This window comes from Halomonas sp. E19, from assembly GCF_052439355.1.
In the GTDB taxonomy this organism is placed as follows: Bacteria; Pseudomonadota; Gammaproteobacteria; order Pseudomonadales; family Halomonadaceae; genus Halomonas.
This window is the reverse complement of the sequence record NZ_JBNFWU010000001.1, coordinates 1,357,497-1,383,745: the sequence shown is the minus strand read 5'-3', so window position 1 is coordinate 1,383,745 and position 26,249 is coordinate 1,357,497. Positions and strand designations below refer to the sequence as shown.

Sequence of the window (26,249 nt, the reverse complement as noted above, 5' to 3'; positions counted from 1 at the left end):
CTTGATTGAAACGATTGTTTGAAATACCCTCCTAACCCTCTAGCCTTATGCCCAAACCCCTGACGGAGGAATGCCTCACATGTCGAACTCGATCTTTGAAAAGCTGCAGTCCCGCTTCGATCCCCAGGCTGCCAAAGGCATGGATGACGTGTTCCAATTTCACTTCAGCGACAACGGCAGCCATTACCTGGTGGTGAAGGATGGCAGCCTGAACATCGAGGAAGGCGAGCACGATGACCCCTCCGTATCTCTTTCGATGAGTTCCGAGACGCTGAAAGGCATCATGAATGGCGAGGTTAACGGCATGACGGCCTTCATGACCGGCAAGCTCAAGGCGACCGGCAACGTGATGCTGGCTACCAAGCTGACCAGCCTGTTCCCCAAGCGCTGATACACGACGCCAAGCCGGGCAGCTTTAAAACAAAGCCGGGAAAAGCAAAGCCAGACAAAACAAAGCGGGCCACCTCTGGGCGGACCGCTTTGCTTTATCCCTCCTTTCGCGCTATCTCATGTCGTGGCTGCGCTTGGGCGCGGCTGACCGCTTACTTCGGCAAGGTGCGTCTCGATCAGCGCGCGCGAGATGGAATAGGGTGGCGGCAGCTGAGGCAGCCGGCTCGGCATGAACCAGGCCGCATCGTCGATTTCCACCCCATCGATGCGAATGCGCCGGCTGGCCGCCTCGGCAAAGAAACCCAGCATCAGCGCATGGGGGAACGGCCACGCCTGGCTGCGAAAATAGCGCACTCGGCCTACCGTCACGCCCACCTCCTCGAACACCTCTCGGTGCACGGCCTCCTCGGCCGATTCCCCCGGCTCGATAAAGCCTGCCAGGGTGGAAAAGCGCCCCGGCGGAAAGCGTGGGCTGTGGGCCAGCAGCATGGCATCTCCATGGGTCACCAGGGTGATGATGCAGGGTGAGATGCGCGGGTAGTTGCGGTGTCCGCACTGCTGGCAATGCATGGCGAACTCGGCATCCAGCGGAGCGGCGGCAGTGCCACAGCGGCCACAGAAACGATGGTCGTTCAGCCAGGCGGCAACCTGCAACGCCGTGGAAATCAGCGGAAAGTACGACTCCGGCAACCGAGCCAGCCAGTCGCGCCCGCTGGGCCAGTGCGTTTCAGCACAAGTATCGAGTGCCAGGGCAACAGGTTCATCATGCCAGTAACACAGCGGCTGCATGGCCGCGCTCCAGGGTTGAGCAGGCTGCAGTAGCAGGCCCTCCGGGCCGGGCGCTATGCGGCCTTCCGCAATGCGTATCACCCTGCCAGCACGCTCCAGGGGCAGCTCACGGCGCAGCATCAGGCACCACTTCCGTTGTGCTGGCCTCAGCGTTCAATGCATCCCAGTGGCACACCCCGGCGACCTTGCGGATCTGGGCCAGCTTGGCCTCATGAGCAGTTAGCTCAACCGTAGCCGGCCGAACCACTCGTAGTGCGCCCGCCGGCAGCGACAGGCGTCGAATGGCGTGGCCTTTGGCCATGGCCTCGCCCCTGCCCCTTCGTCCGCGTCCAGCGTCAGTGCGGTCTGGCCGCCCGTCATGGCCAGATACACTTCCGCCAGGATTTCAGCGTCAAGCAGGGCGCCGTGCAGCACCCGACGACCGTTGTCGATCTCGTAGCGTTTGCACAGCGCATCGAGGTTGTTGCGCTGGCCCGGATGGCGGTCGCGGGCCAACTGCAGGGTATCCAGTACCTCGCAGTGTGCAGCGACAGGGCCGAGCCGAGGTTCACCGCGCTGCGCCTGCAGCCGCGAGAACTCGTGATCAATGAAGCCGACATCGAAGGCGGCATTGTGAATCACGAGCTCCGCACCGCGCACGAATTCCCAGAACTCATCGGCAATGGCGGCAAACACCGGCTTGTCGGCCAGAAATTCGTTGGTAATGCCGTGCACCTGGATGGCCTCGGCTTCAACTTCACGCTCTGGGTTGATGTACTGATGGTACGTCCTGCCCGTAAAGCGCCGGTTGATCATTTCGATGGCGCCAATCTCGATAAGGCGATGTCCCTCGCGGGGATCGATACCGGTCGTTTCGGTATCCAGTACGATCTGACGCATGACGCTGCTCTTTCGTTTACGTAGGGTTGCGTACGGTACGCCTGGCCGGTCCGTGGGCATCGATAGCGGCGTTGGCCAGCGCGTCGGCACGCTCGTTGCCAGGGTGGCCACTGTGGCCCTTCACCCAGTGCCAGGACATGTCGTGGCGCTGGGTTTCTTCCAGTAGGGCCTGCCACAGCTCGGCATTCTTTACCGGCTGGCGTGCCGCGGTCTTCCATCCGCGCTTCTGCCAGCCATGGATCCACTCGGTGATGCCGCGCCGCAGGTACTCCGAGTCGGTCCACAGCTGTACCTGGCAGCGCCGCTTCAGCGCGCGCAGCGCCATGATGGCAGCCATCAGTTCCATGCGGTTGTTGGTGGTGGCCGGCTCGAAGCCATTGAGGGTCTTTTCATGCTTGCCGCTGATCAGCACGGCCCCCAGCCGCCGGGCCCGGGGTTGCCGCGACAGGCGCCATCAGTGTAGACGATGACGTCGGGAAGCGGCGTAGCGTTTGGGGTGTCACTCAACCTCTGCGGTCCTTTTGCTGGTGGTTTCCTGGGCGCGCCGCGCCACCCGAGAGGAGGCATGTCCCAGCGCACCCCCGCCTAGCGCGCTGCCCAACCGCAGCCGCGGACGCTGGATCTGAGCCAGCTTGGTGCTGCGCCTTGCACGGATGATGTAGCTGTCTCCAAGGGGCACATTGTGTCGACGCCCCAGGGTTTCCAGCGACGCATTGCCGGGCATGCGGCCCGGCAGGTGAAAGCCGCAGTAGTCTACCCGTTCGATGCGGAAATCGACAAACGCAAGCCAGTCGCGCAGCTTGGCCGGGGTACGCCAGCTGCCGCGCCAGGGCAGTCGGTCACGGCGCCCGGGATAGAGTCGCGACAGGCCGGACAACCCCATCGGTGCCCAGCCGAGGATGATCAGGCAGCCGTCGTCGGCGGTGATCCGAGCGGCCTCCTGCAGCAGGCGGTGAGGGCTCGGTGCGACTTCCAGCAAATGATGCACGAGCACCAGGTGAAGGCTCTCGTCGGGCAGCGGCAGCGCATCGGGCTCGCAGACCAGGGTGGAGGGCTGTTCGGAAAGTTCGACGCTGGGTGCCCAGCGCATGCTATGGCGGATCGGTGACATATCAATCAGCGAAGGGGCCATGCCGAGCTCCAGGCTGTGGCCGCCGTGCAGGCGTTCGCAGACCGGGCCCAGACAGGCTCGTTCACTCTTCCAGTGGGCGATGCCGTCCGCACTCGACCAGTAGCGCCGTCCCTCGCGGTAGAGTTGCGCGAGAGTCAGCATGGCTTGCGGATTTGACATTGACGACCAAAGCCTCCAAGATCAGCGGTTTTGCAACCAAGATAGATGACATTGGCGATTTCCACCGCCTTCGCGATGCCCCTCGGCCGCTCTCTTCGTCGTTCCACTGCAACGGAGCCATGCTGCGGCCGCACGACCCGGCACAAAACGGTTGACGACGCGACGAGGACAGTCTGACCATGCTCAGCGTGACACCGATTCCCGCTTTTAGCGACAACTATATCTGGCTGTTGCGACAGGATTCGAGCCCCGACGTATGCGTCGTGGACCCCGGCGATGCCCGCCCGGTGATCCAGATGTTGGAGCGAGAGAACCTATCGCTAACCACTATTCTAGTCACACATCACCACCCGGATCATATCGGCGGCCTAACGGAACTCATCGAGCGCTATGCCCCCCATGTGATCGGCCCCCGTAATCCGCATATCCAGGGTATCGACGAACACGTCGGCGAAGGCGACAGCTGCCGCGTGCTCGGCCGACAATTCGATGTGTTCGAGGTGCCGGGCCACACGTTGGACCATATCGCCTTCTTCACTGCCGGCATTCCACCGCTACTGTTCTGTGGCGACACCCTCTTCTCAGGTGGCTGCGGCCGGTTGTTCGAAGGCACGCCGCAGCAGATGTTCCATTCGCTGCAGCGTCTTGCCGAGCTGCCCGCCGATACGCTGGTGTTCGCCGCTCACGAATACACGCGCGCCAATCTTGAATTTGCGCGTGCGGCCGACCCCGACAACAGCGATGTGCGCACGGCGCTAGCCGACACGATGCTCGCCAGAGAGCTCGACCGCCCCACGCTGCCCAGCAATTTGGCTCGTGAAAAGCGCATCAATCCGTTTCTGCGCACTGCCGACGCCGGGGTGCGGGCCGCCGCGGCACAGCATGGCGGAACCGATACCGACGAAGCCACCTTCGCCACCCTGCGTGCCTGGAAGGATAGATTCTGATGCGCCACACCATTGCCACCCGCCCTTCAGCCAACCGCAGCTGCGAACTGGAGAGGGAAACATGACGTTTCGAACGACTCGGCGCCGGGCCATTTGCCTTGCCAGCCTGCTGGCGGCGCTCGGCGCTACCGCCTTACCCGGACTAAACGTACAGGCGGCCCCGGCGTTCGGGGCCTTGCAGCCGATCCCCACCCACCACTTCTGGGACGATCTCCAACTGAGAGCGCAACCCGGCGACACCTGGGAGCGACTGCGCGACAATCTGCAGTGGCAGGATCGCTACCAGCATGAACGCGTGCAGCACTGGATCGATTACTACCGCTCCAACCCGGCCAACGTTCTTGGCATTGTCGAGCGGGCCCGCCCCTGGCTCTTCTGGATCAATGAACAGGTGGAGCTGAGGGGCCTGCCGGGCGAAATCTCCCTGATTCCTTTCATCGAAAGTGCCTTCGACCCCCACGCGCTGAGCCATCGCGGTGCCGCGGGCCTGTGGCAGTTCATGCCGGGAACGGCAACGGCCCTGGGGCTGCGCAGCCAGGGTGGCTACGATGGCCGCCTCGATGTTATCGCTTCCACCCAGGCGGCGCTGGATTACATCGAACTGCAGGCCGAACAGTGGTACGACGGCGATATCGAACTGTCGCTGGCGGCCTACAATGCCGGAGCGGGTACGGTGAACCGGGCGCGCCACAGTGCGGCGGCACAGGGTGCGCCGAACGACTACTGGCACCTCAGCCTACCGAACGAGACCATGCACTACCTGCCCAAGCTGTATGCGATCGCCGCTATCATCGCCGAGCCCGAACAGCACGGCGTTGTGCTGCCCGATATCGACGATGCACCCGCCTTCGCCAAGGTGCCGGTCGAAACGGTAATCAATCTGCAGCAGCTTGCGGCGGCCACGGGCGTGGACAGCCGCGAGCTGCGTGCGCTCAATCCCGGGCTGACCAACGGCCAGGCCAGCCCCGCAACGGCAGAGGTGGTGCTGGTGCCCATCGAGCATGAAGAGGCAGTACTGGCACGCCTCACCGCACCGAGCGTCGAGCCTGGGCCCGGCAGCACGGAGCGTTACATCGTGCAGCGGGGAGACAGCCTGTCGGCGATTGCCTCGCTCCACGGCGTGAGCCTGGTGGAGCTGCGACAGCACAATGGCCTAAATGGCGATGTCATCCAGATCGGCCAGGCGCTGGAGATTCCGCGCCGCAGCCTGGCCGCACGCTGAGCGGGACTGAAGTAAAGGTTTACAATGCACAGTGGGCCTGACACCTTATGGCCATTGCCTGCATGGGCGGTGGCCATCAAGGAAGTCATTGATGCGGTTTGTCATTCATAGCCTTTTCCTCAGCCTTTCACTTATCGCCTGGGCGCCACTCGCTCTGGCGGACGAGGCCACAGAGGCCGTTACCGTTCACGGCCTGTCGTTGTACGACGAACCGGCGCTCGCCGCCGACTTCCCCACTTCCCGTATGTGAACCCCGAGGCACCCAAGGGCGGCACCATGACCCAGGCCGCGGTGGGCAGCAGCTTCGACTCGACCAACCCCTTCATCATTCGCGGCACCCCTGCCATCGGTGTGGGCGAAATCTACGACACCCTGCTGGTCGAGAATCTCGACGAGCCTTTCAGCGTCTACGGCCTGCTCGCTTCAGGAATGCGGCTCGACCCCGAGCGCTACTGGATCGAGTTCGACCTTCGCCCCGAGGCCCGCTTCCACGATGGCGAGGCGGTGACCGCCGAAGACGTGGTCTTCAGCTTTTACCTGCTGATCGAGCAGGCCAACCCCTTCTACCGGGCCTATTACGCCGACGTAGAGCGCGTCGAGGCGCTCGATCGCCACCGGGTGCGCTTCGAATTCTCCAACAATGACTCCCGCGAGCTGCCGCTGATCGTCGGCCAACTGCCAATCTTGCCGAAGCATTACTGGGAGTCGCGCGATTTCACCGCACCGACGCTGGCGCGTCACCCGGGTTCCGGCCCCTATCGCATCGCCGAGGTGGAACCCGGCAGGCGCATCGTCTACCAGCGCGTCGAGGACTACTGGGCTCGCGACCTGCCGGTGAACCGCGGCCGCCACAACATCGACCGCCTGGTCTTCGACTACTACCGGGATCGCGACATCGCCTGGGAAGCGTTCAAGGCCGGCGTGATGGACTATCGCATCGATGCGCGGGCCGCCACTTGGGCGATCGGCTATGACTTTCCTGCCTACCGGGACGGCCTGGTCCGCCGAATCACCGTGCCCGATGGCCATCCGTCCAGGATGCAGGCCTTCGTCTTCAACCTGCGCCAAGAGAAGTTTCAGGACCCTCGCGTCCGCGAAGCGCTCAACCTGACGTTCGACTTTCCTTGGCTGAACGCCAACCTCTTCTATGACTCCTACTATCGCACCGAGAGCTATTTTCAGAACTCGGTGATGCAGGCCGAGGGGCTGCCGAGTGAAGCGGAGCGGGATCTGCTGGCGCCATTCGCCGACCGACTGCCGTCGCGGGTCTTCGATGAACCGCTGCCCATCGGTCACCCCGAGGACCTGCGCGAGCGCCTGAGGCTCGCCTATGACCTGCTGCTGCAGGCAGGCTACGAAGTACGCGACGGGACACTGGTGAACGCCGAGACCGGGCGCCCGCTGACCATCGAGGTGATGCTGTTCGATAGCGGGCTGGAGCGAGTCGTCCAACCGATGCTGCGCAACATGTCGCGCCTGGGCATCCAGGGCCGCTTGCGCATCGTGGACATCAATCAATACCTCAATCGCCTGCGCAGCTTCGACTTCGAGATCATTACCGGGCAATTTCCGCAGTCGAACAATCCCGGCAACGAGCAGCGCGAATACTGGACCAGCGAGTTTGCCGAGAGCCCTCAGAGCCGCAACCTCATGGGACTCCAGCATCCGGTAGTGGATCAGCTAGTGGACCGGCTGATTCGCGCGTCGAGCCGCGAGGAGCTGAACACAACCGCGCAGGCGCTGGATCGTGTGCTGCGCTGGGAGTTCATAACCATCCCCCACTACCATTCGGGCGAGACGCGTATCGCGATATGGGACAAGTTCGGCTATCCCGAGCCCTTCCCGACCTACGGGCTCGACCTGTCGGCCTGGTGGGTGGACATCGAGCGAGAAGCGGAGCTCAATCGACGCCTGCGGCGTCGCTGAGGCCACTGCCGTTTATATCAGGGAGCCAATGTGAGCCGTTATATTCTCCGACGCCTGCTGCTCATGGTACCGACGCTGATCGGCATCATGCTGCTCAACTTCATCATTGTGCAAGCAGCGCCCGGCGGGCCCATCGACCAGATGCTGGCCCGCTTTGAAGGCATGGATGGCATGGCCAGCACCCGCCTGGATGCCGGCGGCGGCGACGTGGTGATACGCGATGAATCCCGCGCCGCACGCGGGATCGACTCCCGCTTTATCGAACAACTCGAGCAGCAGTTCGGATTCGACAAGCCCGCCCATGAGCGCTTCCTGACCATGATGCGCGACTACGCCACCTTCGATTTCGGCAACAGCTTCTTTCGCGACCGGCCGGTGGTCGATCTCATGATCGAGCGGCTTCCGGTGTCGATCTCCCTGGGCCTATGGACCACGCTGTTGGTTTATTTGATCTCCATCCCGCTGGGCATACGCAAGGCGCTGCGGCACGGCTCGCGCTTCGATGTCTGGAGCTCCGGGTTGGTCATCGTCGGCTATGCCATCCCGGGCTTTCTGTTCGCCATTCTGCTGATCGTACTGTTCGCGGGCGGCAGCTACTGGGATCTCTTCCCGCTGCGCGGGCTGACCTCGCCCGATTTCGACGAGCTGTCGACCTGGGGCAAGATCAAGGATTATTTCTGGCACATCACCCTGCCCGTCACGGCCATGACCATCGGCAGCTTTGCCACCTTGACCATGCTGACCAAGAACAGCTTCCTGGACGAGATCCACAAGCAGTACGTGCTGACCGCTCGTGCCAAGGGGCCAGCGACCGCAGGACGCTCTACGGCCATGTCTTTCGCAACGCTATGCTGATCATCATCGCCGGCCTGCCCGGCGCGTTGATCACCATCTTCTTCACCGGCTCGCTGCTGATCGAGGTGATCTTCTCGCTGGAAGGACTCGGGCTGCTGGGCTTCGAGGCCGTCATGCAGCGCGACTATCCGGTCATTTTCGGCACCCTGTTCCTCTATACCCTGATCGGGCTGATCCTCAAGCTGGTGTCTGACCTCACCTACGTGTGGGTGGACCCCCGCATCGATTTCGAGACACGGGAGTCCTAACCGATGGCATGGTTTTCACCGCCAATGAAAGGCCTTTCCTCACTCTCGCCGATCACGCAGCGCCGCATTCGCGTGTTTCGCCAGAACCGCCGGGCGCGCGTGTCGCTGTGGATCTTCCTGGCGCTGTTCATCGTCAGCCTGGGTGCCGAGCTGATCGCCAACGACAAGCCATTGCTGCTGCGCTACGACGGCCAGTGGTACACGCCGCTGCTGGTCGACTATCCCGAGACCGAGTTTGGCGGTTTCCTGCCGACGCGGACGGACTACCATGATCCGTTCATCCAGGCGCAGATCGCGCAGCACGGCTGGGCCATCTGGCCGCCGATTCCGTTCTCCTACCAGACGCTGGACATGCAGATGATGCGGCCCTCCCCTTCGCCACCGGATCGCCGCCACTGGCTTGGTACCGATGACCAAGGCAGGGATGTGCTGGCCCGCGTCATCTACGGCTTTCGCCTGTCGGTATTCTTTGCCCTGGTACTGACCGCTGGCTCGTTGGCCATGGGCGTGGTCATCGGGGGATACAGGGCTATTTCGGCGGCAAGACCGACCTGATCGGGCAGCGGCTCACGGAGATCTGGTCCGGGCTGCCGGTGCTGTTCCTGCTGATCATCCTGGCCAGCCTGGTGCAGCCCGGGTTCTGGTGGCTGCTCGGCATCATGCTGCTGTTCTCGTGGCTAGGGCTTGTCGATGTGGTGCGCGCTGAATTCCTGCGGGCGCGAAACCTGGAATACGTGCGTGCCGCCAGGGCCATGGGCTTGCCGTCGCGGCTGATCATGTGGCGCCACGTGCTGCCCAACGCCATGGTAGCCACGCTCACCTTCATTCCGTTCCTGTTCACCGGTGCCATCACCACCCTGACCGCGCTCGACTTCCTCGGTTTCGGCCTGCCGCCCGGCTCTCCTCGCTGGGCGAACTGGTGGCCCAAGGCAAGAACAACCTGCATGCGCCCTGGCTTGGCATTACCGCTTTCGTCAGCCTTTCACTGATGCTCTCGCTGCTGGTCTTCATCGGCGAGGGCTGCGCGACGCCTTCGATCCGCGCCATATCCAGCACGCTCCCACCGCCACTCCGTTGACCAGGACCCAGCCCAATGCCTGATTCCGCCTCTCGCGACCTGCTGCACCTCGACAGGCTCACCATCAGCTTCGACGGCAAGCCGGTCGTTCAGGAGCTTTCGCTCCACGTCCGGCGCGGTGAAACCGTGGCCCTGGTAGGCGAATCAGGATCGGGCAAGTCGGTGTCGGCACTCGGCACCATGAACCTACTGCCCGACAATGCCCAGGTCAGCGGTGACCGTTGGCTGGGTGAGACGAACCTGGCCAACCTTAAATCCCGCGACTGGCAGGCGCTGCGCGGCGGCCGCGTCGGCTTCGTATTCCAGGAGCCCATGACGTCGCTCAACCCCTGCACACCGTGGCCAAACAGATCGGCGAAACGCTGCGGCTGCATCAGGGTCTGACGGGGCGCGAAGCCAGGGAGCGTACGCGCGTGCTGCTTGAACAAGTGAAGCTGCCCCGCCCCGGCGAACTGCTCGATGCCTGGCCACACCAGCTCTCCGGCGGCCAGCGTCAGCGCGTCATGATCGCGATGGCCATCGCCAACGACCCAGAACTGTTGATCGCCGATGAGCCCACCACGGCGCTGGATGTGACTGTGCAGCAGGAGATCCTCGCCTTGCTGGCGGAGCTGCGCGACCGTCACGGCATGGGCATGCTCTTCATTACCCACGACCTGAATCTGGTACGCCGCCATGCCGATCGCGTCTGCGTGCTGTATGCAGGCAAGGAGCAGGAAACCGGGCCTGTGGCCGAGGTGTTCCAGGCCCCTCGCAGCGACTACACCCGGACCCTGCTGGCTGCCGAGCCGGTGGGACGACCGCAGCCGGTGGCCGACGCCGCCCCGCTGCTGCAGGCACGCCAGCTGTCGGTCAGCTTTCAGCGACCCAAGCGGCTTTTCGCCAAGCGGCCGCCTGCGTTCGAGGCCGTCAAGCCGCTCGACCTCACGCTTGCGCCGGGAGAAACCCTGGGTATCGTGGGGGAATCCGGTTCGGGGAAGACGACGCTGGCGATGGCACTGCTGCGCCTGGTCGAAAGCCGTGGGGAGATCGTGTTCGACGGCGAGCGGCTGGACTGCCTGCGCGGAAATGCTCTGCGTGCGCGTCGTCGACGCTTTCAGGTGGTGTTTCAGGACCCCTACGGCTCGCTGTCTCCGCGCCTACCGGTATCGGATATCGTCAGCGAGGGGCTGCGGTTCCACTGCCCCGAGCTAAGTGAGCAGGACGTAGTGGCCCGCGTACAGCAGACGCTGCAGGAAGTTGGCCTGCCGAGCGACTGTGCGGCCCGCTATCCGCATGAATTCTCAGGTGGCCAGCGCCAGCGGATCGCCGTGGCCCGCGCCCTGATTCTCGAACCTGAGCTGGTGGTGCTCGACGAGCCCACCTCGGCCTTGGATCGTACCGTACAGAAGCAACTGGTCGAGCTGCTGCGTGAGCTGCAGGCGCGACGGGGTCTGAGTTACCTGTTCATCAGCCATGACCTGGCGGTGGTACGCGCGATGGCACATCGAGTCATGGTTTTGAAGGAAGGTGCGTTGGTCGAAGAAGGTGAATGCCTGTCGCTCCTTGAAGCGCCATCCCAAGACTATACGCGTGCTCTGGTGGCGGCCGCAGGCCTGACGACTCAGGCTTGATTCCACCCAAATTGGCGATGTCTGTGAGGACAAGAATGATAACGGTATAAATGTCTTAACGAAACGCTTCAACCTCCGCATCCGTCAGCGTACGCCACTCGCCTTCTGCAAGATCATCCAGCGAAAGTGGCCCAATTGCCACCCGCTGCAGGTCAACCACTGCATTGCCAAGCGCGGCGAACATGCGTTTCACCTGGTGATAGCGGCCTTCGTACAGTGTCAGTGCCACTTCGGTCGGCGACAGCACGTCGAGCTCTGCCGGCAGCGTCGGCTTCTCTTCACCTTCGAGCAGGATACCCTCATGAAAAATCACCACGGCGTCGTCTGGGTGCGCCAGGGGTTCGGCCAGCCTGGCGCGATACACCTTGCCACAGCGTTTTCGCGGCGAGGTGATCCGGTGCGCCCACTGTCCGTCATCCGTGAGCAGGACGAGTCCGGTGGTATCCACGTCAAGCCGGCCAACCGGCTGTAGGCGCTCCGCCTTGGGCAGGTCAATGAGATCGATGGCACGCGGATAGAGTCCCCTGCGGGAAGTGCATTCCACCCCTGCCGGCTTGTGCAGCATCACGTAACGCAGCCCGACCAGTTCCAGAAGTTCATCGTTCCAGTGCACCCGATCGGTGGGATCGAGATGTGTCGCCGGCTGCTTGACGATCTCACCGTTGACGCGAACCTCGCCACGCTGCATCGCCTTTTTGGCCAGGCTGCGGGTCAGGTCGGTCGTTTCCGCCAGGAAGCGGTCGAGGCGCATCAGAACCCCACTCCGTCGGCCAGGGAAAAGTGGTCGGCATCGCGCCAGGCGGGAAACTTCTGGCGAAACTCCTCGAGCTCGGCGTGACGCAGCGTGGCTGTGCGAATGAAGCTGCTGCCCTGCGGTTCGTCAATGATCGGCTCGCCCTTGACATCCACCAGCATGGAATCGCCGCTGTACTGCATGCCGTTGGCATCCTCACCGACGCGATTCACCCCGATGACGGGGCACAGATTCTCGATGGCGCGCGCCTGCAGCAGGATACGCCAGGGATGACGCCGCGGCGCCGGCCAATTGGCCACGCACAGCAAGGCATCGTATTCGAAGTGCTCACCTGGCGCCGGGCTCTGGCGAAGCCAAACGGGGAAGCGCAGGTCGTAGCAAACGCTCAGCAGGATACGAAAGCCCTTGAGCGTGACGATCACACGCTCATGCCCCATGGAGTAGCGCTCATGCTCACCCGCCATGCGAAACAGATGCCGCTTGTCGTAATAGACGATGCTGCCATCCGGGCGGGCCCACACCAGGCGGTTGAAGTAGTGGCCGCCCTCTTGCACCGCCACGCTGCCGGTCACCACGCAGTTGCGCTGCGCTGCCTGCTGCTGCAGCCAGGCCACCGCACGGCTCTCACCCATCGGCTCGGCCATTTCGCGTGAATTCATGGTGAAGCCGGTGGAGAACATTTCGGGCAGCACGATCAGATCGGTGTCTTCACCGCTCAGATCGCCCAGCAGCGCCTCGAGTCGTTGGCAGTTGGCCTGCGCATCTTCCCAGCGCAGATCGCACTGCACCAGGGTGGCACGTAAGTCGCTCATGTCGGTTCCCTTGCAGGTATCACTCGTGGGCTCAGACTAACCCAGCGGGCGCGTGGCGTCAGTACATCGCCAATAGCTGCACGAGCAATGTCGGCATGGTCAGCCATCGAATAGCCTGCTAAGTTGGTGGTTTTACGCGAGAGAGCCCCCATGACAGCGCGCCCGGCCAGTGAACAAGACGCCACTCGCGGTGTGGCATATGGCTTGGGCGCCTATGTGATGTGGGGTTGCTTTCCGCTGTTCTTCGCCCTTTTCGACGGCGTGCCGGCTTTTGAAGTCCTGATTCACCGGATCATCTGGTCGTGCCTGTTCCTGGCGGGGCTGGTTACCCTGCTGAAACGCTGGGCTCCCATTCGCCAGGCGCTGGGCGAGCCGAGCCGCCTGGGTGCAGTCTTGGCCTGTGCCCTGCTGATCGCCTTCAATTGGGGGCTGTACATCTATTCGGTGGAAACCCGCCAGGTACTGCAGGCAAGCCTTGGCTACTTTCTTACGCCGCTAGTGAATGTAGCGCTGGGGATGCTGGTGCTGCGTGAACGTATCTCGGGCCTGCAGGTACTGGCGATAGGCCTGGCCGGGCTGGCCATCATCATTCAACTCTCGCTGCTTGGCGTGCTGCCCTGGATCAGCCTTGCACTGGCGCTCAGTTTCGGCACCTATGGCCTACTGCGCAAGCGGGTTCCGCTCGATGGCCTGTCCGGCCTGTTCGTCGAGACCCTGCTGCTGCTGCCGCTGGGCCTGCTAACTCTTGCGTGGCTCTCACTGGTTGGCCAGTCGCACTTCCTGGAGGCACCCCGCACCTTGATACTCTTGGTCGCTAGCGGGGTCATCACCGCACTGCCACTGCTTGCCTTTGCCGGCGCGGCACGGCGCCTGCGCCTGGCCACCCTGGGTTTTCTGATGTACCTCAACCCCAGCATCCAGTTCTTTATCGCCCTGTGGGTCTTCCATGAGCCGTTGACCACCGCTCAGCTGCTGACCTTTCTGCTGATCTGGCTCGGCTTGGCACTCTACTCGTGGTCAGCATGGAGCACGCGACCACGCCCAGTGCTGGTACCCACCGGTACGGACGAACCGCACAAGCCGCAGTGAGCCGCCTCTCTAAGAGTCCCCACGCGCAAGCACTTCGGCCTGCCCCGTTCCCTCCGGACCAGGGCATGCCCGAGCCAGGCCTTACACCGGCATGACGGTGCGTGAACTTTCCTGACGCATTTCGAAGCTCAGCGGGATGGGGGCTCCACCTGCGGGGCAGCCGATTCCGGCTTGTAGCCCACCCGGAAACCGCCCCAGTGCTTGCCCGACACGTAGATAGGCACCGACAGGTCATGCATGATCTCACCGGTGTCACGTTTGTAGGTTTGCAGCAGCAGCGTCTGTTCATGGGTTCCGCAACGCTGGCCGGTCGTATCCTCGTAGATGCGCTTGTTGCGGCAGAATTTCAGGTCATGCTCGTACTCGCCGGTGGGCGGCCGGCTGCTCTTCATGTTGTGCGTAGGGATGTAGCCACGCCGATCGATGGCGATGGCGTAGGCCAGGCCAAGGGTTTCCAGCAGGGGCTCCTGAATTTCAGGCAAGCGTTCGTCGCAGAAGGTGTCATAGCCTGCGTGATATTGAACGGGATTGGTGCCGGGAATGGGCACGTAGCGAGGATTGAAGAGATTGGCCTCATCGAGCTCACCACGCTTGATCGCAGATTCGAGCAGAGCACCGATCTTGGTGGCTGCCCCGCGCGCCGCCTCAAAGGCCTGCTGGTGGCGCCCTTCCAGGCGCTGCTGGGCAAGGCCGGCATCGACGGCTTCAGCGCCGCCCATCAGCGCATGTGCTTGCTTGGCCAGGCCATGCATTTCCCGATTGCCCTGCTCGGTCTCCTTTTCGAGCAGGGTGAGCGTGCCGGCGACACGCTGCGAATGGCGCTGGGTGTCGTCCATGGCCTCGGCAATGGAGCGAATCTCGCTTTCCACCTGGTCGAAATGCCCGGTCATCTCGGTCAACTGCTCGCCTACCTTGCCCATTTCGCTGGCACGCATGCCCACGCGCTGCATGAGATGACCGATGGTGTCCACCACGCGATGGCTGCTGTCGCCAATATCCGCCACCAGCGCCTCAACGTTGCGAGTGGCATCCGACGTACGGCCGGCAAGCTGACGCACTTCACCCGCAACCACGGCAAAACCGCGGCCATGCTCGCCGGCTCGGGCCGCCTCGATGGAAGCGTTGAGCGACAGCAGGTTGGTCTGCTCGGCAATCTCTTCAATCAGCGAGGTGACGTTGCGCACGCTCTCGGCCTTCTGACCGAGTACGCTCAACAGCTCCAGCGCCTCCTCCGAACGCTCTGCCAATGCACGCATCTCGGTGATCACCAGCTCCAGCGATTCACGACTGACATGGCTGGCGTCGCGCGACCGGCTGGCCAGGCTAGCCACATTGGCCGCACTCACGGCCACTTGCTCGATGGCTGAGGTGATCGCCGCCATGCTCGAGGACGCCTCGCTGACCGTGCGCTCCTGACGCGTCAGGCGCTGATCCATGCAATCGGCATGATGCGATACTTCCGCCGAGGCAATGGCGGTAGTACTCGCCTGGTGGATAAGACCGTTGGCCATGCGGCGCAGCGACAGGTAGTCGCGGGTGACCGGCAGCCACGCCGAGACGCTGCCTTGCTCAAGGGCTTGCGCGCCCGCCCGATAAACCCCAACCAGGCCTGCCTGCGCCAGGATGCCTCCGCCAAGCGCCCCCAGGAGGACAGGCAGCAGCGCCATCCAACCGGCGTCAATGGAGAAAGAAAGCAACAGCCCCCGGCCAGCGACCCCATAGCCAGCAAGTACATCAGAATTCGCATGGCGTCTTGTCTCTTTGTTATTGGAGTGGGATGAGAGTAGCGCCATGTGGGTAATGAACGCACCCCCACTTTCGACTCACAGACCAAAGCTCGACTCAAGCTGGGCCGGCTTTGGCCGACAACCTGGGGCCCGCCCGGGGCGGCGGCACTCGCCGTCGCCCCCGGGCTGCCAAGCTGACTCACGCCTGGCTGGCGGCCAGCGCCTGGTCCAGGTCAGCCAGGATGTCGTCGATATGTTCGATACCAATGGAGAGGCGCACCATGTCGGGCGTCACCCCGGCTGCGCGGAGCTCCTCGTCGTTGAGCTGACGGTGGGTCGTCGATGCAGGAATGGAGGCACAGCTCTTGGCATCGCCGATGTTGACCAGGCGCAGGACCAGGCCCAGCGCATCGTAGAAACGCGCGCCAGCCTCGCGGCCGCCCTGGATGCCGAAGCTGAGGATGCCCGAGGCACGCCCGTTCATGTAGCGCTGTGCCAGGGCGTGGTCCTTGTGGCTGGGCAGGCCGGCGAACTGGACCCAGGTGACCGAGGGGTGACGCTCGAGGTACTCGGCAACCCGCTGCGCGTTGTCACAGATACGCTCGATGCGCAGCGACAGGGTTTCCAGGCCCTGCAGCAGGTTCCACGCCGCCTGGGCGGAGAGCGCCGCACCCATGTTGCGCAGCGGCACCACCCGGGCCCGGGCGATGAAGGCGGCCTCACCGACGTCGCGGGCGTAGCTCACCCCGTGGTAGGAGGTATCGGGCTCGTTGAGCAGCGGGAAGCGCTGAGCATGCTCGGCCCAGGGAAACTTGCCGGAATCGACGATCACGCCGCCGATGGTGGTGCCATGCCCGCCGATGTACTTGGTCGCCGAATGGATGACGATATCGGCCCCATGCTCGATCGGACGCCATAGGAACGGGGTGGCCACGGTATTGTCGACGATGACCGGCACGCCGTGGCGATGGGCCGCTTCCGCCAGGCGCGCCATGTCGATCACGCTGCCGGAGGGGTTGCCCACGCTTTCGCAGAACACCGCCTTGGTGCGCGCATCGATCAGCGACTCGATGCCGTCAATGTCGTCCTTGTCGGCGAAGCGCACCTCGATACCCTGGCGCGGCAGGGTGTGAGCGAACAGATTGTAGGTACCGCCATAGAGTTCGCTGATGGAGACGATATTGTCGCCGGCCTCGGCGATGGTCTGAATGGCATAGGTAATCGCCGCCATGCCGGAGGCCACCGCCAGGCCGGCGATCCCGCCTTCCAGCGCGGCGATACGCTGCTCCAGCACCGCGCACGTAGGGTTCATGATGCGCGAGTAGATGTTGCCCTCGACCTTGAGGTCGAACAGGTCGGCCGCATGCTGGGCGCTGTCGAAGGAGAACGACGTAGTCTGGTGAATGGGCACGGCCACGGCGTGCTGGTCGTTGGCGGTGTATCCGTGGTGAAGGGCGATGGTTTCCGGCTTCATGGCGTATCCTGTCGGCATAGGGCGTGAGCGGGCCGTTTCGACTCGCGGCGGCGGATAACGGCTATATCACGCGATGCTAACCAAGACTCAACCCAATCACCAATATCGTTTAGTCTGGTTGACCGACCCTGACGTGAAAACACGGATGCTGCGACGCTACCTGCCGATTCTCACATGGCTGCCCCACTACAACCGACGCCTGGCCACTGCCGATGTGCTGGCGGGGGTGATCGTTACCATCATGGTGATCCCCCAGTCGCTGGCCTACGCCGTGCTGGCCGGTCTGCCTGCCGTGGTGGGGTTGTATGCCAGCCTGCTCCCGGCGATCGCCTATGCGCTACTGGGGACCAGCCGCACGCTGGCCGTCGGCCCGGTCGCCATCATCGCGCTGATGACCGGGGCGGCCCTGTCAGGCGTTGCCGCACCGGGAAGCGCCGAGTATCTGCATGCCGCCTTGATCCTGTCCCTGCTCTCGGGCGTGATCCTGCTGCTGATGGGCCTGCTGCGCATGGGGTTCGTGGCGAACTTCCTCAGCCACCCGGTCATTGCCGGCTTTCTTACCGCCTCTGGCGTGCTTATCGCTGCCAGCCAGGTGGGGCATCTGGCGGGCCTCGACCTCGCCGCGCGTGACCTGCTGCCAAGGTTGGCGGAGCTGATCACGGCCCTGCCAGGCCTGCACCTGCCGACGCTCGCCATCGGCCTCGGCACGCTCGCCTTCCTGCTGCTGCTGCGGCAACAAGGGCGCCCGGCCCTGCGCCGCCTGGGCCTCTCTCGCCCCCTGGCCGACCTGCTGACACGCAGCGGGCCGGTCTTCGCGGTATTGGTCACCGCCACCGTCACCTGGCAGTTCACGCTGAACGAGCGTGGTGTCGCCGTGATTGGCGATATCCCCCAGGGGCTGCCTGCGCTCAGCCTGCCCGGCTTCGATGCCGGGCTGTGGCAGGCCCTGCTAATACCGGCCCTGCTGATCAGCGTGGTGGGCTTCGTCGAGTCGGTCTCCATGGGACAGATGCTGGCCGCTCGGCGCCGCGAGCGGATCTCACCCAACCAAGAGCTGGTCGCGCTGGGCAGCGCCAACCTGGCCGCCGGATTTTCTGCCGGGATGCCAGTCACCGGCGGCCTGACCCGTACGGTCATCAACCACGACGCGGGGGCCCAGACCCCGCTGGCCGGGCTATTCACCGCGCTCGGCATCGGCGCCGTGACCCTCTTCCTTACCCCGGCACTGGCCTACCTGCCGATCGCCACCCTCGCCGCCACCATCACGGTGTCGATCCTCACCCTGATCGACATTCCCATGATTCGCCAGACCTGGCGCTACTCCCGCAGCGACTTCTCGGCGATGGCCGTGACCATCCTGCTAACCCTGGTGGAAGGCGTCGAGGCCGGCATCATCAGCGGCGTGGTGCTCTCCATCGGCCTGTTTCTCTACCGCACCAGTCGCCCCCACAGCGCACTGGTCGGACGTATCCCGGATACCGAGCATTTCCGCAACGTCGAGCGTCACACCACGGAAACCGTCAGCCATGTGGCCCTGCTGCGTATCGACGAGAGCCTCTATTTCGCCAACGCGCGCTATCTCGAAGACACCGTGTATGACCTGGTGGCCACCCGCCCGGAGCTCGAGCACGTGGTGCTGATCTGCTCCGCCGTCAACCTGATCGATGCCTCGGCGCTGGAAAGCCTCGACGCCATCAACGCGCGCCTCAGGGATTCTCGGGTGACCCTGCACCTGGCCGAGGTCAAGGGTCCAGTCATGGATCGCCTGAAGCGCAGCGACTTCCTCGACGACATGACCGGCAGGGTCTTCCTCAGCACCTTTGCCGCCTGGCGCGAACTGTCTCGCCCTGCCGAATAGTAGAGAACCGAGCACGCAGCATCCTGCTTCTTCCATATTGCCTTTGGTCTATCAACCCGCGCCTAGACCTTGGTCTGAGGTGCCCTCACCTGCCTCTGTAGGAAAGCGCCAACTTCTTGTTGTGACAGAGAGACTCGGCGAGCCTTAGGCCATGTTCCGCAGAGCGGAAGGCTGACGATACATCATTCTTGCGGACTCATTGACACCACCACGGTGGCTTCCTAGTATCGAACTCAGTTTCGGAATTAAATACCGCATAGCAAAACAACAACCGGCACAATACAGGAGACATCTATGCGCCAGCTGCCCTGCTCGCTCGCTCTCGTAGCACTTCCGCTCTCGCTGCTCGCTGCCACAGTGGCCCAGGCCAGTGACGTCGAGCTTCCCCGCACCATGGCCTGGACCGCCTACGGCACCAGCTCCAGCGGCTATGCCCAGGCGGTGGCCATCGGCAACATGCTGCAGAGCCACTACGGCACCTCGGTGCGCATCCTGCCAGGCGACAATGATGTCTCGCGCATGACGCCGCTCAAGCAGGGCCGCGTCGACCTTTGCGCCTGCGGCATCGCCAGCTACTACGGTGCCGAAGGCGTCATGATGTTCGCCAACCGCGACTGGGGCCCGCAGCCAATCCGCGTCATCACCACCTCCACTGCCTCCTTCGGCCTTTCACTGGCCGTTGCCGGCGATCTCGGCGTCGAGACACCGGCCGACCTGGCCGGAAAGCGCATCGCCTATATTCGTGGCGATGACGCCCTGAACAAGGGCACCGAAGCCTACCTGGCCTTCGGCGGGCTGACGTGGGATGACGTCGAGCGAGTGGATTTCCCCGGCTATGCCCGCTCCTTCGACGGCATCATTGCCGGTAACGCCGATGCCTCCTTCACCACCACCGTCACCCCGCCGGCCCAGCAGCTCGCCAGCAGCCCACGCGGCATCAGCTGGCCGGTGCTCGACCCCGACGACGCCGAGGGCTGGGAGCGCATGATGGCGGTGGCCCCCTACTTCCGCCCCCACGAGGTGACCGCCGGGGCCGGCGACGTCAGTGCCGACAACCCCGTGCCCAGCGCCAGCTACCCTATCCGATCGTGGTCGCCAACCGTGACCTCGACGACAAGGTCGCCTACGGCCTGATCAGGGCGCTGCAGGACAACTATGACGACTACAAGGATGCCGCGCCCGGCGCCGTGGGCTACGCCTTCGAGTATCAAGACCTGCAGTGGGTCGTGCCGTTCCACGACGCGGTGGTGGCGTACTACGAGGAGATCGGCGTCTGGACCGACGAATTGCAGGCGCATCAGGAGGCGCTGGTAGAACGTCAGGAGCTGCTCCTCGCCACGTGGAACGACTTCCTGGCCGACGCGCCCGACGACGAAGACGCCTTCGAGGAAGCCTGGATGCAGGCCCGCGCCGAAGCGCTGCGCGAGGCTGGTCTCGACCCGGTCTTCGAGTGAAGCCAGGACCTCAGCCTGACCCGGGGCGGCCATGCCGCCCCTTCCCCGATTCACGGACGCCGCCATGACCCCTCCCACTCCCCTAACGAATCGACGCGCCAGCTCAAGGAGAAGGTCACCCATATCCGCACGCTGCCGCTCGCGCTGCGCTGGATCCCCGGCGCGGTGACCGTGGTATTGATGGCGATGACCCTGGACTATCTGTTCAACCTCGGCTGGCTGCGCTTCGTCACCGGGCTCGAGACCCAGTTCTATTACGCCGTGGTGGCGCTGCTGCTGCCGCTGGTCTACCTGCTGTGGCCGATCACCCCGTCTCTGCAGCACCGCCCGGTGCCCTGGTACGACTACGCGCTGAGCCTGGCCACGCTGATCGTCGGCGGCTACTTCGTTTACCACGCCGAATCGATCCTCGAGCGCGGCTGGGCCTTCGCCGCCCCCGACACCGCCATCCTGGCCAGCTACGCCTGGTGGCTCTTGATCGTCGAAGCGGCCCGCCGCGCCGGGGGCTGGCCCATCGCCGTGATCGTGGCCATGTTCTCGCTCTATCCGCTGGTGGCCGACGTCGTTCCCGGGCCGATCCAGGCGTTCCCCTCCACCCTGGAGGAGACCGCCATGTATCACACCATGAGTACCGAGAGCATCATGGGCGTGCCGCTGCAGGCCTTCGCCGGCCTGGTGATCGGCTTCCTGGTGTTCGGCGTGGTGCTGCAGAAGAGCGGCGGCGGGAAGTTCTTCATCGACCTGGCCTTCGCCCTGCTGGGGCACGTGCGCGGTGGCCCGGCCAAGGTCTCGATCTTCTCCAGCGGCCTGATGGGCTCGATGAGCGGCAGCGTGATCAGCAACGTGCTGACCACCGGCGTGCTATCGATTCCCGCCATGCGCCGCATCGGCATGGGCCGCTCGTTCTCAGGCGGGGTGGAGGCCTGTGCCTCCACCGGCGGCGTGTTGATGCCCCCGGTGATGGGCGCCACCGCCTTCGTCATGGCGATGTTTCTCGACGTGCCCTATTCCGCCGTGGCGCTGGCCGCCGTCATCCCCTCGATCCTCTACTTCCTCGGTCTGTTCATCCAGATCGACGCCTATGCGGCACGCCACGACATCAAGGGCCTGCCGGCGGCCGAGCTGCCTTCGCTGTGGCAGACCCTCAAGCAGGGCTGGTACTTCATCTTTGTCTTCGCCCTGCTGGTGTGGATGCTGCTGGTAATGCAGCGCGAAGCGGTGGCGCCCTTCTACGCCACGGCGCTGCTACTGGTGCTCAACCAGTTCTCGCGTCGCAATCGCTGGGGGCTCCGCGAGCTGGGCGAGTCGCTGTCGTCGGCGGCCAAACTGTTCGCCGAGCTGATCGCCATCCTGGCCGGCGTCGGCATGCTGGTCGGGGCACTGTCGATGACCGGCCTCTCCGGCACCATCGCCAACGACTTCATTCACATCGCCGGGGGCAGCGTACCGCTGCTGCTATTGATGGGTGCGCTCACCAGTTTCGTGCTGGGAATCGGCATGACCGTGACCGCCGCCTACATCTTCCTCGCCGTGGCCCTGGCCCCGGCGCTGATCCAGGGCGGCGGTCTCGACCCCATGGCGGTGCACATGTTCATCCTCTACTGGGGAATGCTCAGCTTCATCACCCCGCCCGTGGCGCTCGGTGCCTTCGCCGCCGCCACTGTCGCAGGGGCGCGCCCCATGGCCACCGGGCTGCAGGCCATGCGCCTGGGCAGCGTGATCTACTTCATCCCCTTCCTGTTCGTGCTCAACCCTGCGCTGATCATGCAGGGCGAGCCGCTGCAGATCGGACTGGTCTTCGTCCAGGCGCTGATCGGCATCGTGCTGTTCGCCTCCGCCATGCAGGGCTATCTCATCGGCGTGGGCCGGCTCGGCGTTGGTGTCGCCAGCGAAACCGTCATCCGCGGCCTGGTGCTGATGGCAGGCCTGCTGTTCGCCCTGCCCGGCGGCGGCATGGTCCCGCTCAGCCAGCTCGAGCTGTTCGCCCTCGCCCTCGCTGCGCTGGTACCCGCCGTACTGCTGGCGCGCTGGAGTCAGCGCCAGGCGCGGCCACGTTCGGCGACCCTGACGCCCCCATCGACTCATGAGCCTGACGATGCGCGATACGCTTACTCTTCTACCAGCCACTGAGAGCCATGCCCCATGACGACTCCGGTCAGCTACCAGCGCCATGACGACATCGGCGTGATCACCATCGACAACCCGCCGGTCAACGCCCTGGGCCAGGCCGTCCGCCAGGGCCTGATGGAGGCCGTCGCCCGGGGCCACGAGGATAGCGAGGCGCGGGTGCTGGTGCTCCTCGCTCGCGGCCGTACCTTCATTGCCGGCGCCGACATTCGCGAGTTCGGCAAACCGCCCCAGGCGCCGATCCTGCCGGAGGTGATCGCCTCCCTGGAAGCCGGTGACAAGCCCATCGTCGCCGTGCTGCACGGCACCGCGCTGGGCGGCGGGCTCGAGGTGGCGCTGGGCTGCCAGTTGAGGGTGGCCCTGCCCGGCACCAAGCTGGGCCTGCCCGAGGTCAAGCTCGGCCTGCTGCCGGGCGCCGGCGGCACCCAGCGGCTGCCACGGCTGAGCGGCATCGAGGCGGCCCTCGACCTGATCACCAGCGGCCGCTTTGCCTATGCCGACGAGGCACTCGCCCTGGGCATCGTCGACGCCGTGGCGGACGCTGACGACCCGCTCGAGGCGGGACTGGCGGCGGCGCGTGACGTCCTGGCCGGCAAACGTACGCCGCGGGTCACCGGGGAGCTGCCGCCCCCTGTCGCCGATCCAGCGGCCATCGAGCGCTACCGGACCCAACTGGAAAGCGAGGTGCCGGAACTCTACTCCCCTTCCGCTGTGTCGAAGCGATTGCCTTCAGCAGTGAAGGCAGCCTGGCCGATGGCCTGCGTCGTGAGCGCGAACTGTTCTTCGCCTGCATGGATTCACTCCAGCGCGCCGGGCTGATCCACGCCTTCTTCGCCGCTCGCGCACCGCACCGGGTGCCCGACGCCAGTGAGCCGCCGACATTCGAGCACCTCGCTGTGCTGGGCGAGCACCCGCTGTTCGAACGCCTGCGTGGAAAAGCCGAGCAAGCCGGCATCGTTCTCGCCGACCGTCCCGCCGAGGCCACTCAGGCGTGTCTGATCGCCGGTTCCGACACGACCTGTCCGAGTCATTGTCTGAGCATCGTTGTGCTGTCGCCCGAGGCGGCAGAAGACCTCACCGCCGTCGCTGCCGACCTGGCGCTGGTCGTGGCCGCCGGCATGACCGAACTGGTCGCGCTGCGCGCCGACGCCGAACGGCAGCAGGCGGTGGCCTATGCGCTGAAGGCGCTGCGTCTGCCCGTGACGGTGAGCCGTCAGGGCAGCCTGCTGGCCACGCTGGCCAAGGCAGCACGCGACGACGCCGCCAATCCCCGGGCGGCCATGGAGGCAGCGAGCCTGATGCTGGCCGAGCGCGGCTGGGCCTACCGCGAGAGCGATATCGACCTGCTCGCCATCGAGGCGCTGGGTTACCCGCGCCACCTGGGCGGCCCCCACCGCCAGGCCACTCTGGCGTTGGAAGAACGCCGCTGCGGATAAAGGCTGCGCCAGCCATTTACCAGGCGGCGAGCAGAAACCACCCTGTCAGCAGCGGAATGCAGGCCAGCAGGAAGCGGGCGTTCCAGCGGTAGCCGATATGACGGGAGGAAACGCCGGTGAAGCGCGACAGGATCAGCATCGAAGCCGTGATCGGCGATGACATCAGCGCCAGCGCCCAACCCACCATCAGGGCGGCACCAGTCAGTGCCGGCGAGAGTCCTTCGATTGGCAGCGAAGGCAGCAGACCCACCAGCAGTGTCACGGTCACGATGGGGTTGACCCCGACCTGGGCCAACCCCACCACCAGTAGCATCGCCAGCACCGCGTTGGCAGCACCCAGCGGCGCGATGAAGGTCAGCAGTGGCCCCAGACTTTCCACCGGGACCAGTGCCACGCCAAGATGGCCGAGATACCCCGCCGCCCCCAGCACCACGACCTCGTTGCCGATGGGCGCCACCAGCCACGGCAACTGACGCCGCAGGCTCGCCAGGGCCGCCGGAACACCCAGCAGGCCGAGCCGACGCCGTTGCCAGGCCAGCCAACCGAATGCGCTGAGAGGCGCCCCGACCAGGGCGGCGATCGGCAAACGAAGTTCAAGCCACCAGGACAGCAGGAAAACCAACGAGACGATGCCGAACAGCAGCAGGCAGAACGCCCCCAGCGGAGCCGGTGAAGGCACCGCGACCGCTTCGCTGCGAGCCACAGGGTGCGGGCCGGTCAAGTGGTCAATGCCCCACCCCATCAGGAAGATGAGCAGCGCCGCGCCCACCACATAGGGGGCCAGGTCGATCCAGCGCAGCTCCGGCAGGCTCGAGAGTACTACCGCTACGCCGATACCCATGGGCGAGATCAGCGGTGCCAGGGAAAACCACGCAGCAGCGCCAGCATCATCCGCCGCTGACGTGCCTGACGGACCCAGGCCCGCCCTTGGGCCGCCGCCAGGGTGTTGCTCTTCTCGATCATGCCGGCGAACAAATTCAGCACCCCGATGTTGAGGATAATGCCGAACAGTGCCGAACCGGCAGAAAGAATGGGATAGCGTCGCGTGGGCGGCTGCAGCAGCATGGCGGTGCCGCAGCGGCGTACCAAGCGTGAGCGGTAGGCCGGCAGGCGCAACAGGCCGAGCGCCACGACGAAGGTAGCGAAAAAGCGAAACGTCCGGCGGCCTCGAACAGCAGCCGACCCGGCGCCTCGGCCTGCCACAGCGCCAGCAGGCTCCCCATGGCGGCGGCGGACAGCAGCCCTAGCGCCATGGGCGAGAGCCGGCCGCCAAGCATGACCAGGTAGCCGGCCAGGGCCAGGATAGCCAGCGCCTGGACCACAGCGCTTCCGAAGACAAGATGAAACAGCGTGCACAGCGTAACGATCGACAACAGGCCGGCGCGCAGGCACGCCGCGTTCACTCGGGCACACCCTCCGCCGACTCGCTGCCGCTGCGACGGCGAAACGCTCCTTCGGCCATAGCCAGCAGCGTGCCCTCGGCATCGATGACTTCACCGCTTGCCAGGTAGACCTTGCGCCCTCCACCGCGCACCCTGCCGGTGGCACGCAAGGTGCCGGTCCCGGCTGGGCCCACGAAGGTGCTGGTCAGCGACAGCGTCATGCCGCGGCGCACCCGCCCGGGGTCATCGCAGTAAAGCCCGGCGAGGCTCAGGGCGCTGTCGAGCATCGACGTGAGCACCCCGCCATGCACAATGCCACTGCGATTGAGGTGGCGGTCGTCTGCTACCAGTTCAACCACCGCAAGTCCTTCCGACCACTCCACCACCCGTATGCCGAGCAGCTCGTGGTAGCCCATGAGTGCAGTTTCTCTCATGCCTCCTTCTCCCGGCCCGCCATGTCGCGCAGGCGGCCTTTGAGGATCTTGCCGCTGGCCGTGGCCGGCAGCGTGTCCATCAGGATCAGGCGCGTGGGCCGCTTATAGGGCGCCAGCCGCGAGCCGATGAACGCACGCAGCTCCGCCTCGCTGAGCGTGGCGCCGGGCTCGCACTGGACGAAGGCGACCACCTCCTCATTGCCCTCCACCTGGCGTCCCACCACCGCCGACAGTGTCACGTCCGGATGCTCATTGATCACCGCCTCCACGTCGGGTGGATAGATGTTGAAGCCGGAGCGGATGATCAGCTCCTTGCTGCGGCCGACGATATAAAGCTGGTCGTCGTCATCGAAGCGGGCGATGTCGCCGGTGTTCAGCCAGCCGTCCGCGGTGAGGCAGGCCCGGGTGGCCGTGGGCTGGCGAAAGTAGCCTTTCATCACGTTGGGTCCACGTACCCACAGCTC

The 26,249-nt window shown here is 64.6% G+C and carries 18 protein-coding genes and 7 pseudogenes; 13 read left to right on the top strand and 12 right to left on the bottom strand.

Annotated features, from left to right (window positions below; translation table 11 throughout):
* Positions 1 to 79: 79 nt before the first annotated feature.
* Positions 80 to 391 (top strand): SCP2 sterol-binding domain-containing protein, encoded by a 312-nt coding sequence (locus ACUDAL_RS07405; protein ID WP_444677683.1) that lies wholly within the window; start codon positions 80 to 82, stop codon positions 389 to 391.
* A 116-nt stretch (positions 392 to 507) separates the two neighbouring features.
* Here ACUDAL_RS07405 and nudC read toward each other — a convergent pair whose 3' ends face one another.
* From nudC to ACUDAL_RS07385, 4 genes and pseudogenes are all read right to left on the bottom strand, one after another.
* Positions 508 to 1,299, bottom strand: a complete 792-nt coding sequence (gene nudC, locus ACUDAL_RS07400) for an NAD(+) diphosphatase (protein WP_444677682.1) — start codon at positions 1,297 to 1,299, stop codon at positions 508 to 510.
* A pseudogene (dnaQ, locus tag ACUDAL_RS07395) lies at positions 1,286 to 2,058 on the bottom strand (DNA polymerase III subunit epsilon). The gene nudC and the pseudogene dnaQ overlap by 14 nt, the downstream one beginning before the upstream one ends.
* Before the next feature lie 16 nt (positions 2,059 to 2,074).
* Positions 2,075 to 2,565, bottom strand: a pseudogene (gene rnhA / locus ACUDAL_RS07390) (ribonuclease HI).
* Positions 2,558 to 3,331 (bottom strand): methyltransferase domain-containing protein, encoded by a 774-nt coding sequence (locus tag ACUDAL_RS07385; protein WP_444677681.1) that lies wholly within the window; start codon positions 3,329 to 3,331, stop codon positions 2,558 to 2,560. Before ACUDAL_RS07385 ends, rnhA begins: the two are co-directional and overlap by 8 nt.
* Before the next feature lie 197 nt (positions 3,332 to 3,528).
* Here ACUDAL_RS07385 and gloB point away from each other — a divergent pair, with 197 nt between their 5' ends.
* From gloB to ACUDAL_RS07355, 6 genes and pseudogenes are all read left to right on the top strand, one after another.
* The gene (gene gloB / locus ACUDAL_RS07380; RefSeq protein WP_444677680.1) at positions 3,529 to 4,296 is read left to right on the top strand and encodes a hydroxyacylglutathione hydrolase; all 768 of its coding nucleotides are present in this window, start codon (positions 3,529 to 3,531) and stop codon (positions 4,294 to 4,296) included.
* Positions 4,297 to 4,357: 61 nt separating this feature from the next.
* Positions 4,358 to 5,518, top strand: coding sequence for a transglycosylase SLT domain-containing protein (locus tag ACUDAL_RS07375; protein WP_444677679.1), 1,161 nt, complete (start codon positions 4,358 to 4,360; stop codon positions 5,516 to 5,518).
* Positions 5,519 to 5,609: 91 nt separating this feature from the next.
* Positions 5,610 to 7,444, top strand: a pseudogene (locus ACUDAL_RS07370) (extracellular solute-binding protein).
* Positions 7,445 to 7,474: 30 nt separating this feature from the next.
* Positions 7,475 to 8,547, top strand: a pseudogene (locus ACUDAL_RS07365) (microcin C ABC transporter permease YejB).
* 24 nt (positions 8,548 to 8,571) lie between these two features.
* Positions 8,572 to 9,648: pseudogene (locus ACUDAL_RS07360) on the top strand (ABC transporter permease).
* A pseudogene (locus ACUDAL_RS07355) lies at positions 9,641 to 11,238 on the top strand (ABC transporter ATP-binding protein). Before ACUDAL_RS07360 ends, ACUDAL_RS07355 begins: the two co-directional pseudogenes overlap by 8 nt.
* Before the next feature lie 55 nt (positions 11,239 to 11,293).
* On the opposite strand, the gene ACUDAL_RS07350 reads toward ACUDAL_RS07355, so the two are convergent.
* Positions 11,294 to 11,989, bottom strand: coding sequence for a pseudouridine synthase (locus ACUDAL_RS07350; protein ID WP_444677678.1), 696 nt, complete (start codon positions 11,987 to 11,989; stop codon positions 11,294 to 11,296).
* Positions 11,989 to 12,804 (bottom strand): amidohydrolase, encoded by an 816-nt coding sequence (locus ACUDAL_RS07345; protein WP_444677677.1) that lies wholly within the window; start codon positions 12,802 to 12,804, stop codon positions 11,989 to 11,991. Before ACUDAL_RS07345 ends, ACUDAL_RS07350 begins: the two co-directional genes overlap by 1 nt.
* 150 nt (positions 12,805 to 12,954) lie before the next feature.
* On the opposite strand from ACUDAL_RS07345, the gene rarD reads away from it, so the two are divergent.
* Positions 12,955 to 13,893, top strand: coding sequence for an EamA family transporter RarD (gene rarD, locus ACUDAL_RS07340; protein WP_444677676.1), 939 nt, complete (start codon positions 12,955 to 12,957; stop codon positions 13,891 to 13,893).
* Between the two features lie 128 nt (positions 13,894 to 14,021).
* On the opposite strand, the gene ACUDAL_RS07335 is transcribed toward rarD, so the two are convergent.
* Together ACUDAL_RS07335 and ACUDAL_RS07330 are read right to left on the bottom strand one after the other, a co-directional pair.
* On the bottom strand, positions 14,022 to 15,560 hold the full coding sequence (locus tag ACUDAL_RS07335; protein WP_444677675.1) for a methyl-accepting chemotaxis protein: 1,539 nt from the start codon (positions 15,558 to 15,560) through the stop codon (positions 14,022 to 14,024).
* A 259-nt stretch (positions 15,561 to 15,819) separates the two neighbouring features.
* Positions 15,820 to 17,094: an O-acetylhomoserine aminocarboxypropyltransferase/cysteine synthase family protein gene (locus tag ACUDAL_RS07330; protein WP_444677674.1), complete on the bottom strand. Its 1,275-nt coding sequence runs from the start codon at positions 17,092 to 17,094 to the stop codon at positions 15,820 to 15,822.
* Between the two features lie 145 nt (positions 17,095 to 17,239).
* On the opposite strand from ACUDAL_RS07330, the gene ACUDAL_RS07325 reads away from it, so the two are divergent.
* The 5 genes and pseudogenes from ACUDAL_RS07325 (at position 17,240) to ACUDAL_RS07305 (ending at position 23,969) form a co-directional block, all read left to right on the top strand.
* A complete protein-coding gene (locus ACUDAL_RS07325) occupies positions 17,240 to 18,952 on the top strand; it encodes a SulP family inorganic anion transporter (RefSeq protein ID WP_444679333.1) in 1,713 nt (570 codons plus the stop codon).
* A 294-nt stretch (positions 18,953 to 19,246) separates the two neighbouring features.
* A pseudogene (locus tag ACUDAL_RS07320) lies at positions 19,247 to 20,406 on the top strand (TAXI family TRAP transporter solute-binding subunit).
* Positions 20,407 to 20,571: 165 nt separating this feature from the next.
* The gene (locus ACUDAL_RS07315) at positions 20,572 to 22,536 is read left to right on the top strand and encodes a TRAP transporter permease (RefSeq protein WP_444677673.1); all 1,965 of its coding nucleotides are present in this window, start codon (positions 20,572 to 20,574) and stop codon (positions 22,534 to 22,536) included.
* Positions 22,537 to 22,548: 12 nt separating this feature from the next.
* Entirely contained in the window at positions 22,549 to 23,352 is an 804-nt protein-coding gene (locus ACUDAL_RS07310; protein WP_444677672.1) for an enoyl-CoA hydratase/isomerase family protein, read from the top strand.
* Positions 23,325 to 23,969, top strand: coding sequence for a hypothetical protein (locus tag ACUDAL_RS07305; RefSeq protein ID WP_444677671.1), 645 nt, complete (start codon positions 23,325 to 23,327; stop codon positions 23,967 to 23,969). The genes ACUDAL_RS07310 and ACUDAL_RS07305 overlap by 28 nt, the downstream gene beginning before the upstream one ends.
* Before the next feature lie 16 nt (positions 23,970 to 23,985).
* Here the strand turns inward: ACUDAL_RS07305 and ACUDAL_RS07300 are convergent, their stop codons facing one another.
* The 4 genes from ACUDAL_RS07300 to ACUDAL_RS07285 all read right to left on the bottom strand — a co-directional run bounded on the left by ACUDAL_RS07300 (position 23,986) and on the right by ACUDAL_RS07285 (position 26,222).
* Positions 23,986 to 24,810 (bottom strand): hypothetical protein, encoded by an 825-nt coding sequence (locus ACUDAL_RS07300; RefSeq protein WP_444677670.1) that lies wholly within the window; start codon positions 24,808 to 24,810, stop codon positions 23,986 to 23,988.
* An 8-nt stretch (positions 24,811 to 24,818) separates the two neighbouring features.
* A complete protein-coding gene (locus ACUDAL_RS07295) occupies positions 24,819 to 25,100 on the bottom strand; it encodes a hypothetical protein (RefSeq protein ID WP_444677669.1) in 282 nt (93 codons plus the stop codon).
* A 268-nt stretch (positions 25,101 to 25,368) separates the two neighbouring features.
* Positions 25,369 to 25,785 carry a PaaI family thioesterase gene (locus ACUDAL_RS07290; protein WP_444677668.1) on the bottom strand — a complete coding sequence of 139 codons (417 nt, stop codon included), beginning with the start codon at positions 25,783 to 25,785 and terminating at the stop codon, positions 25,369 to 25,371.
* Complete coding sequence (locus ACUDAL_RS07285) at positions 25,782 to 26,222, bottom strand: class I adenylate-forming enzyme family protein (protein WP_444679332.1); 441 nt, start codon at positions 26,220 to 26,222, stop codon at positions 25,782 to 25,784. Before ACUDAL_RS07285 ends, ACUDAL_RS07290 begins: the two co-directional genes overlap by 4 nt.
* Between the last annotated feature and the right edge of the window lie 27 nt (positions 26,223 to 26,249).

What these genes read in the sequence shown, in the direction of transcription:
- ACUDAL_RS07405 (WP_444677683.1), top strand. Translation starts at nt 80, where the DNA reads ATGTCGAACTCGATCTTTGAAAAGCTGCAGTCCCGCTTCGATCCCCAG.
- nudC (WP_444677682.1), bottom strand. Translation starts at nt 1,299, where the DNA reads ATGCTGCGCCGTGAGCTGCCCCTGGAGCGTGCTGGCAGGGTGATACGC.
- ACUDAL_RS07385 (WP_444677681.1), bottom strand. Translation starts at nt 3,331, where the DNA reads ATGCTGACTCTCGCGCAACTCTACCGCGAGGGACGGCGCTACTGGTCG.
- gloB (WP_444677680.1), top strand. Translation starts at nt 3,529, where the DNA reads ATGCTCAGCGTGACACCGATTCCCGCTTTTAGCGACAACTATATCTGG.
- ACUDAL_RS07375 (WP_444677679.1), top strand. Translation starts at nt 4,358, where the DNA reads ATGACGTTTCGAACGACTCGGCGCCGGGCCATTTGCCTTGCCAGCCTG.
- ACUDAL_RS07350 (WP_444677678.1), bottom strand. Translation starts at nt 11,989, where the DNA reads ATGCGCCTCGACCGCTTCCTGGCGGAAACGACCGACCTGACCCGCAGC.
- ACUDAL_RS07345 (WP_444677677.1), bottom strand. Translation starts at nt 12,804, where the DNA reads ATGAGCGACTTACGTGCCACCCTGGTGCAGTGCGATCTGCGCTGGGAA.
- rarD (WP_444677676.1), top strand. Translation starts at nt 12,955, where the DNA reads ATGACAGCGCGCCCGGCCAGTGAACAAGACGCCACTCGCGGTGTGGCA.
- ACUDAL_RS07335 (WP_444677675.1), bottom strand. Translation starts at nt 15,560, where the DNA reads ATGGCGCTGCTGCCTGTCCTCCTGGGGGCGCTTGGCGGAGGCATCCTG.
- ACUDAL_RS07330 (WP_444677674.1), bottom strand. Translation starts at nt 17,094, where the DNA reads ATGAAGCCGGAAACCATCGCCCTTCACCACGGATACACCGCCAACGAC.
- ACUDAL_RS07325 (WP_444679333.1), top strand. Translation starts at nt 17,240, where the DNA reads ATGCTGCGACGCTACCTGCCGATTCTCACATGGCTGCCCCACTACAAC.
- ACUDAL_RS07310 (WP_444677672.1), top strand. Translation starts at nt 22,549, where the DNA reads ATGACGACTCCGGTCAGCTACCAGCGCCATGACGACATCGGCGTGATC.
- ACUDAL_RS07305 (WP_444677671.1), top strand. Translation starts at nt 23,325, where the DNA reads ATGGATTCACTCCAGCGCGCCGGGCTGATCCACGCCTTCTTCGCCGCT.
- ACUDAL_RS07300 (WP_444677670.1), bottom strand. Translation starts at nt 24,810, where the DNA reads ATGGGTATCGGCGTAGCGGTAGTACTCTCGAGCCTGCCGGAGCTGCGC.
- ACUDAL_RS07290 (WP_444677668.1), bottom strand. Translation starts at nt 25,785, where the DNA reads ATGAGAGAAACTGCACTCATGGGCTACCACGAGCTGCTCGGCATACGG.
- ACUDAL_RS07285 (WP_444679332.1), bottom strand. Translation starts at nt 26,222, where the DNA reads ATGAAAGGCTACTTTCGCCAGCCCACGGCCACCCGGGCCTGCCTCACC.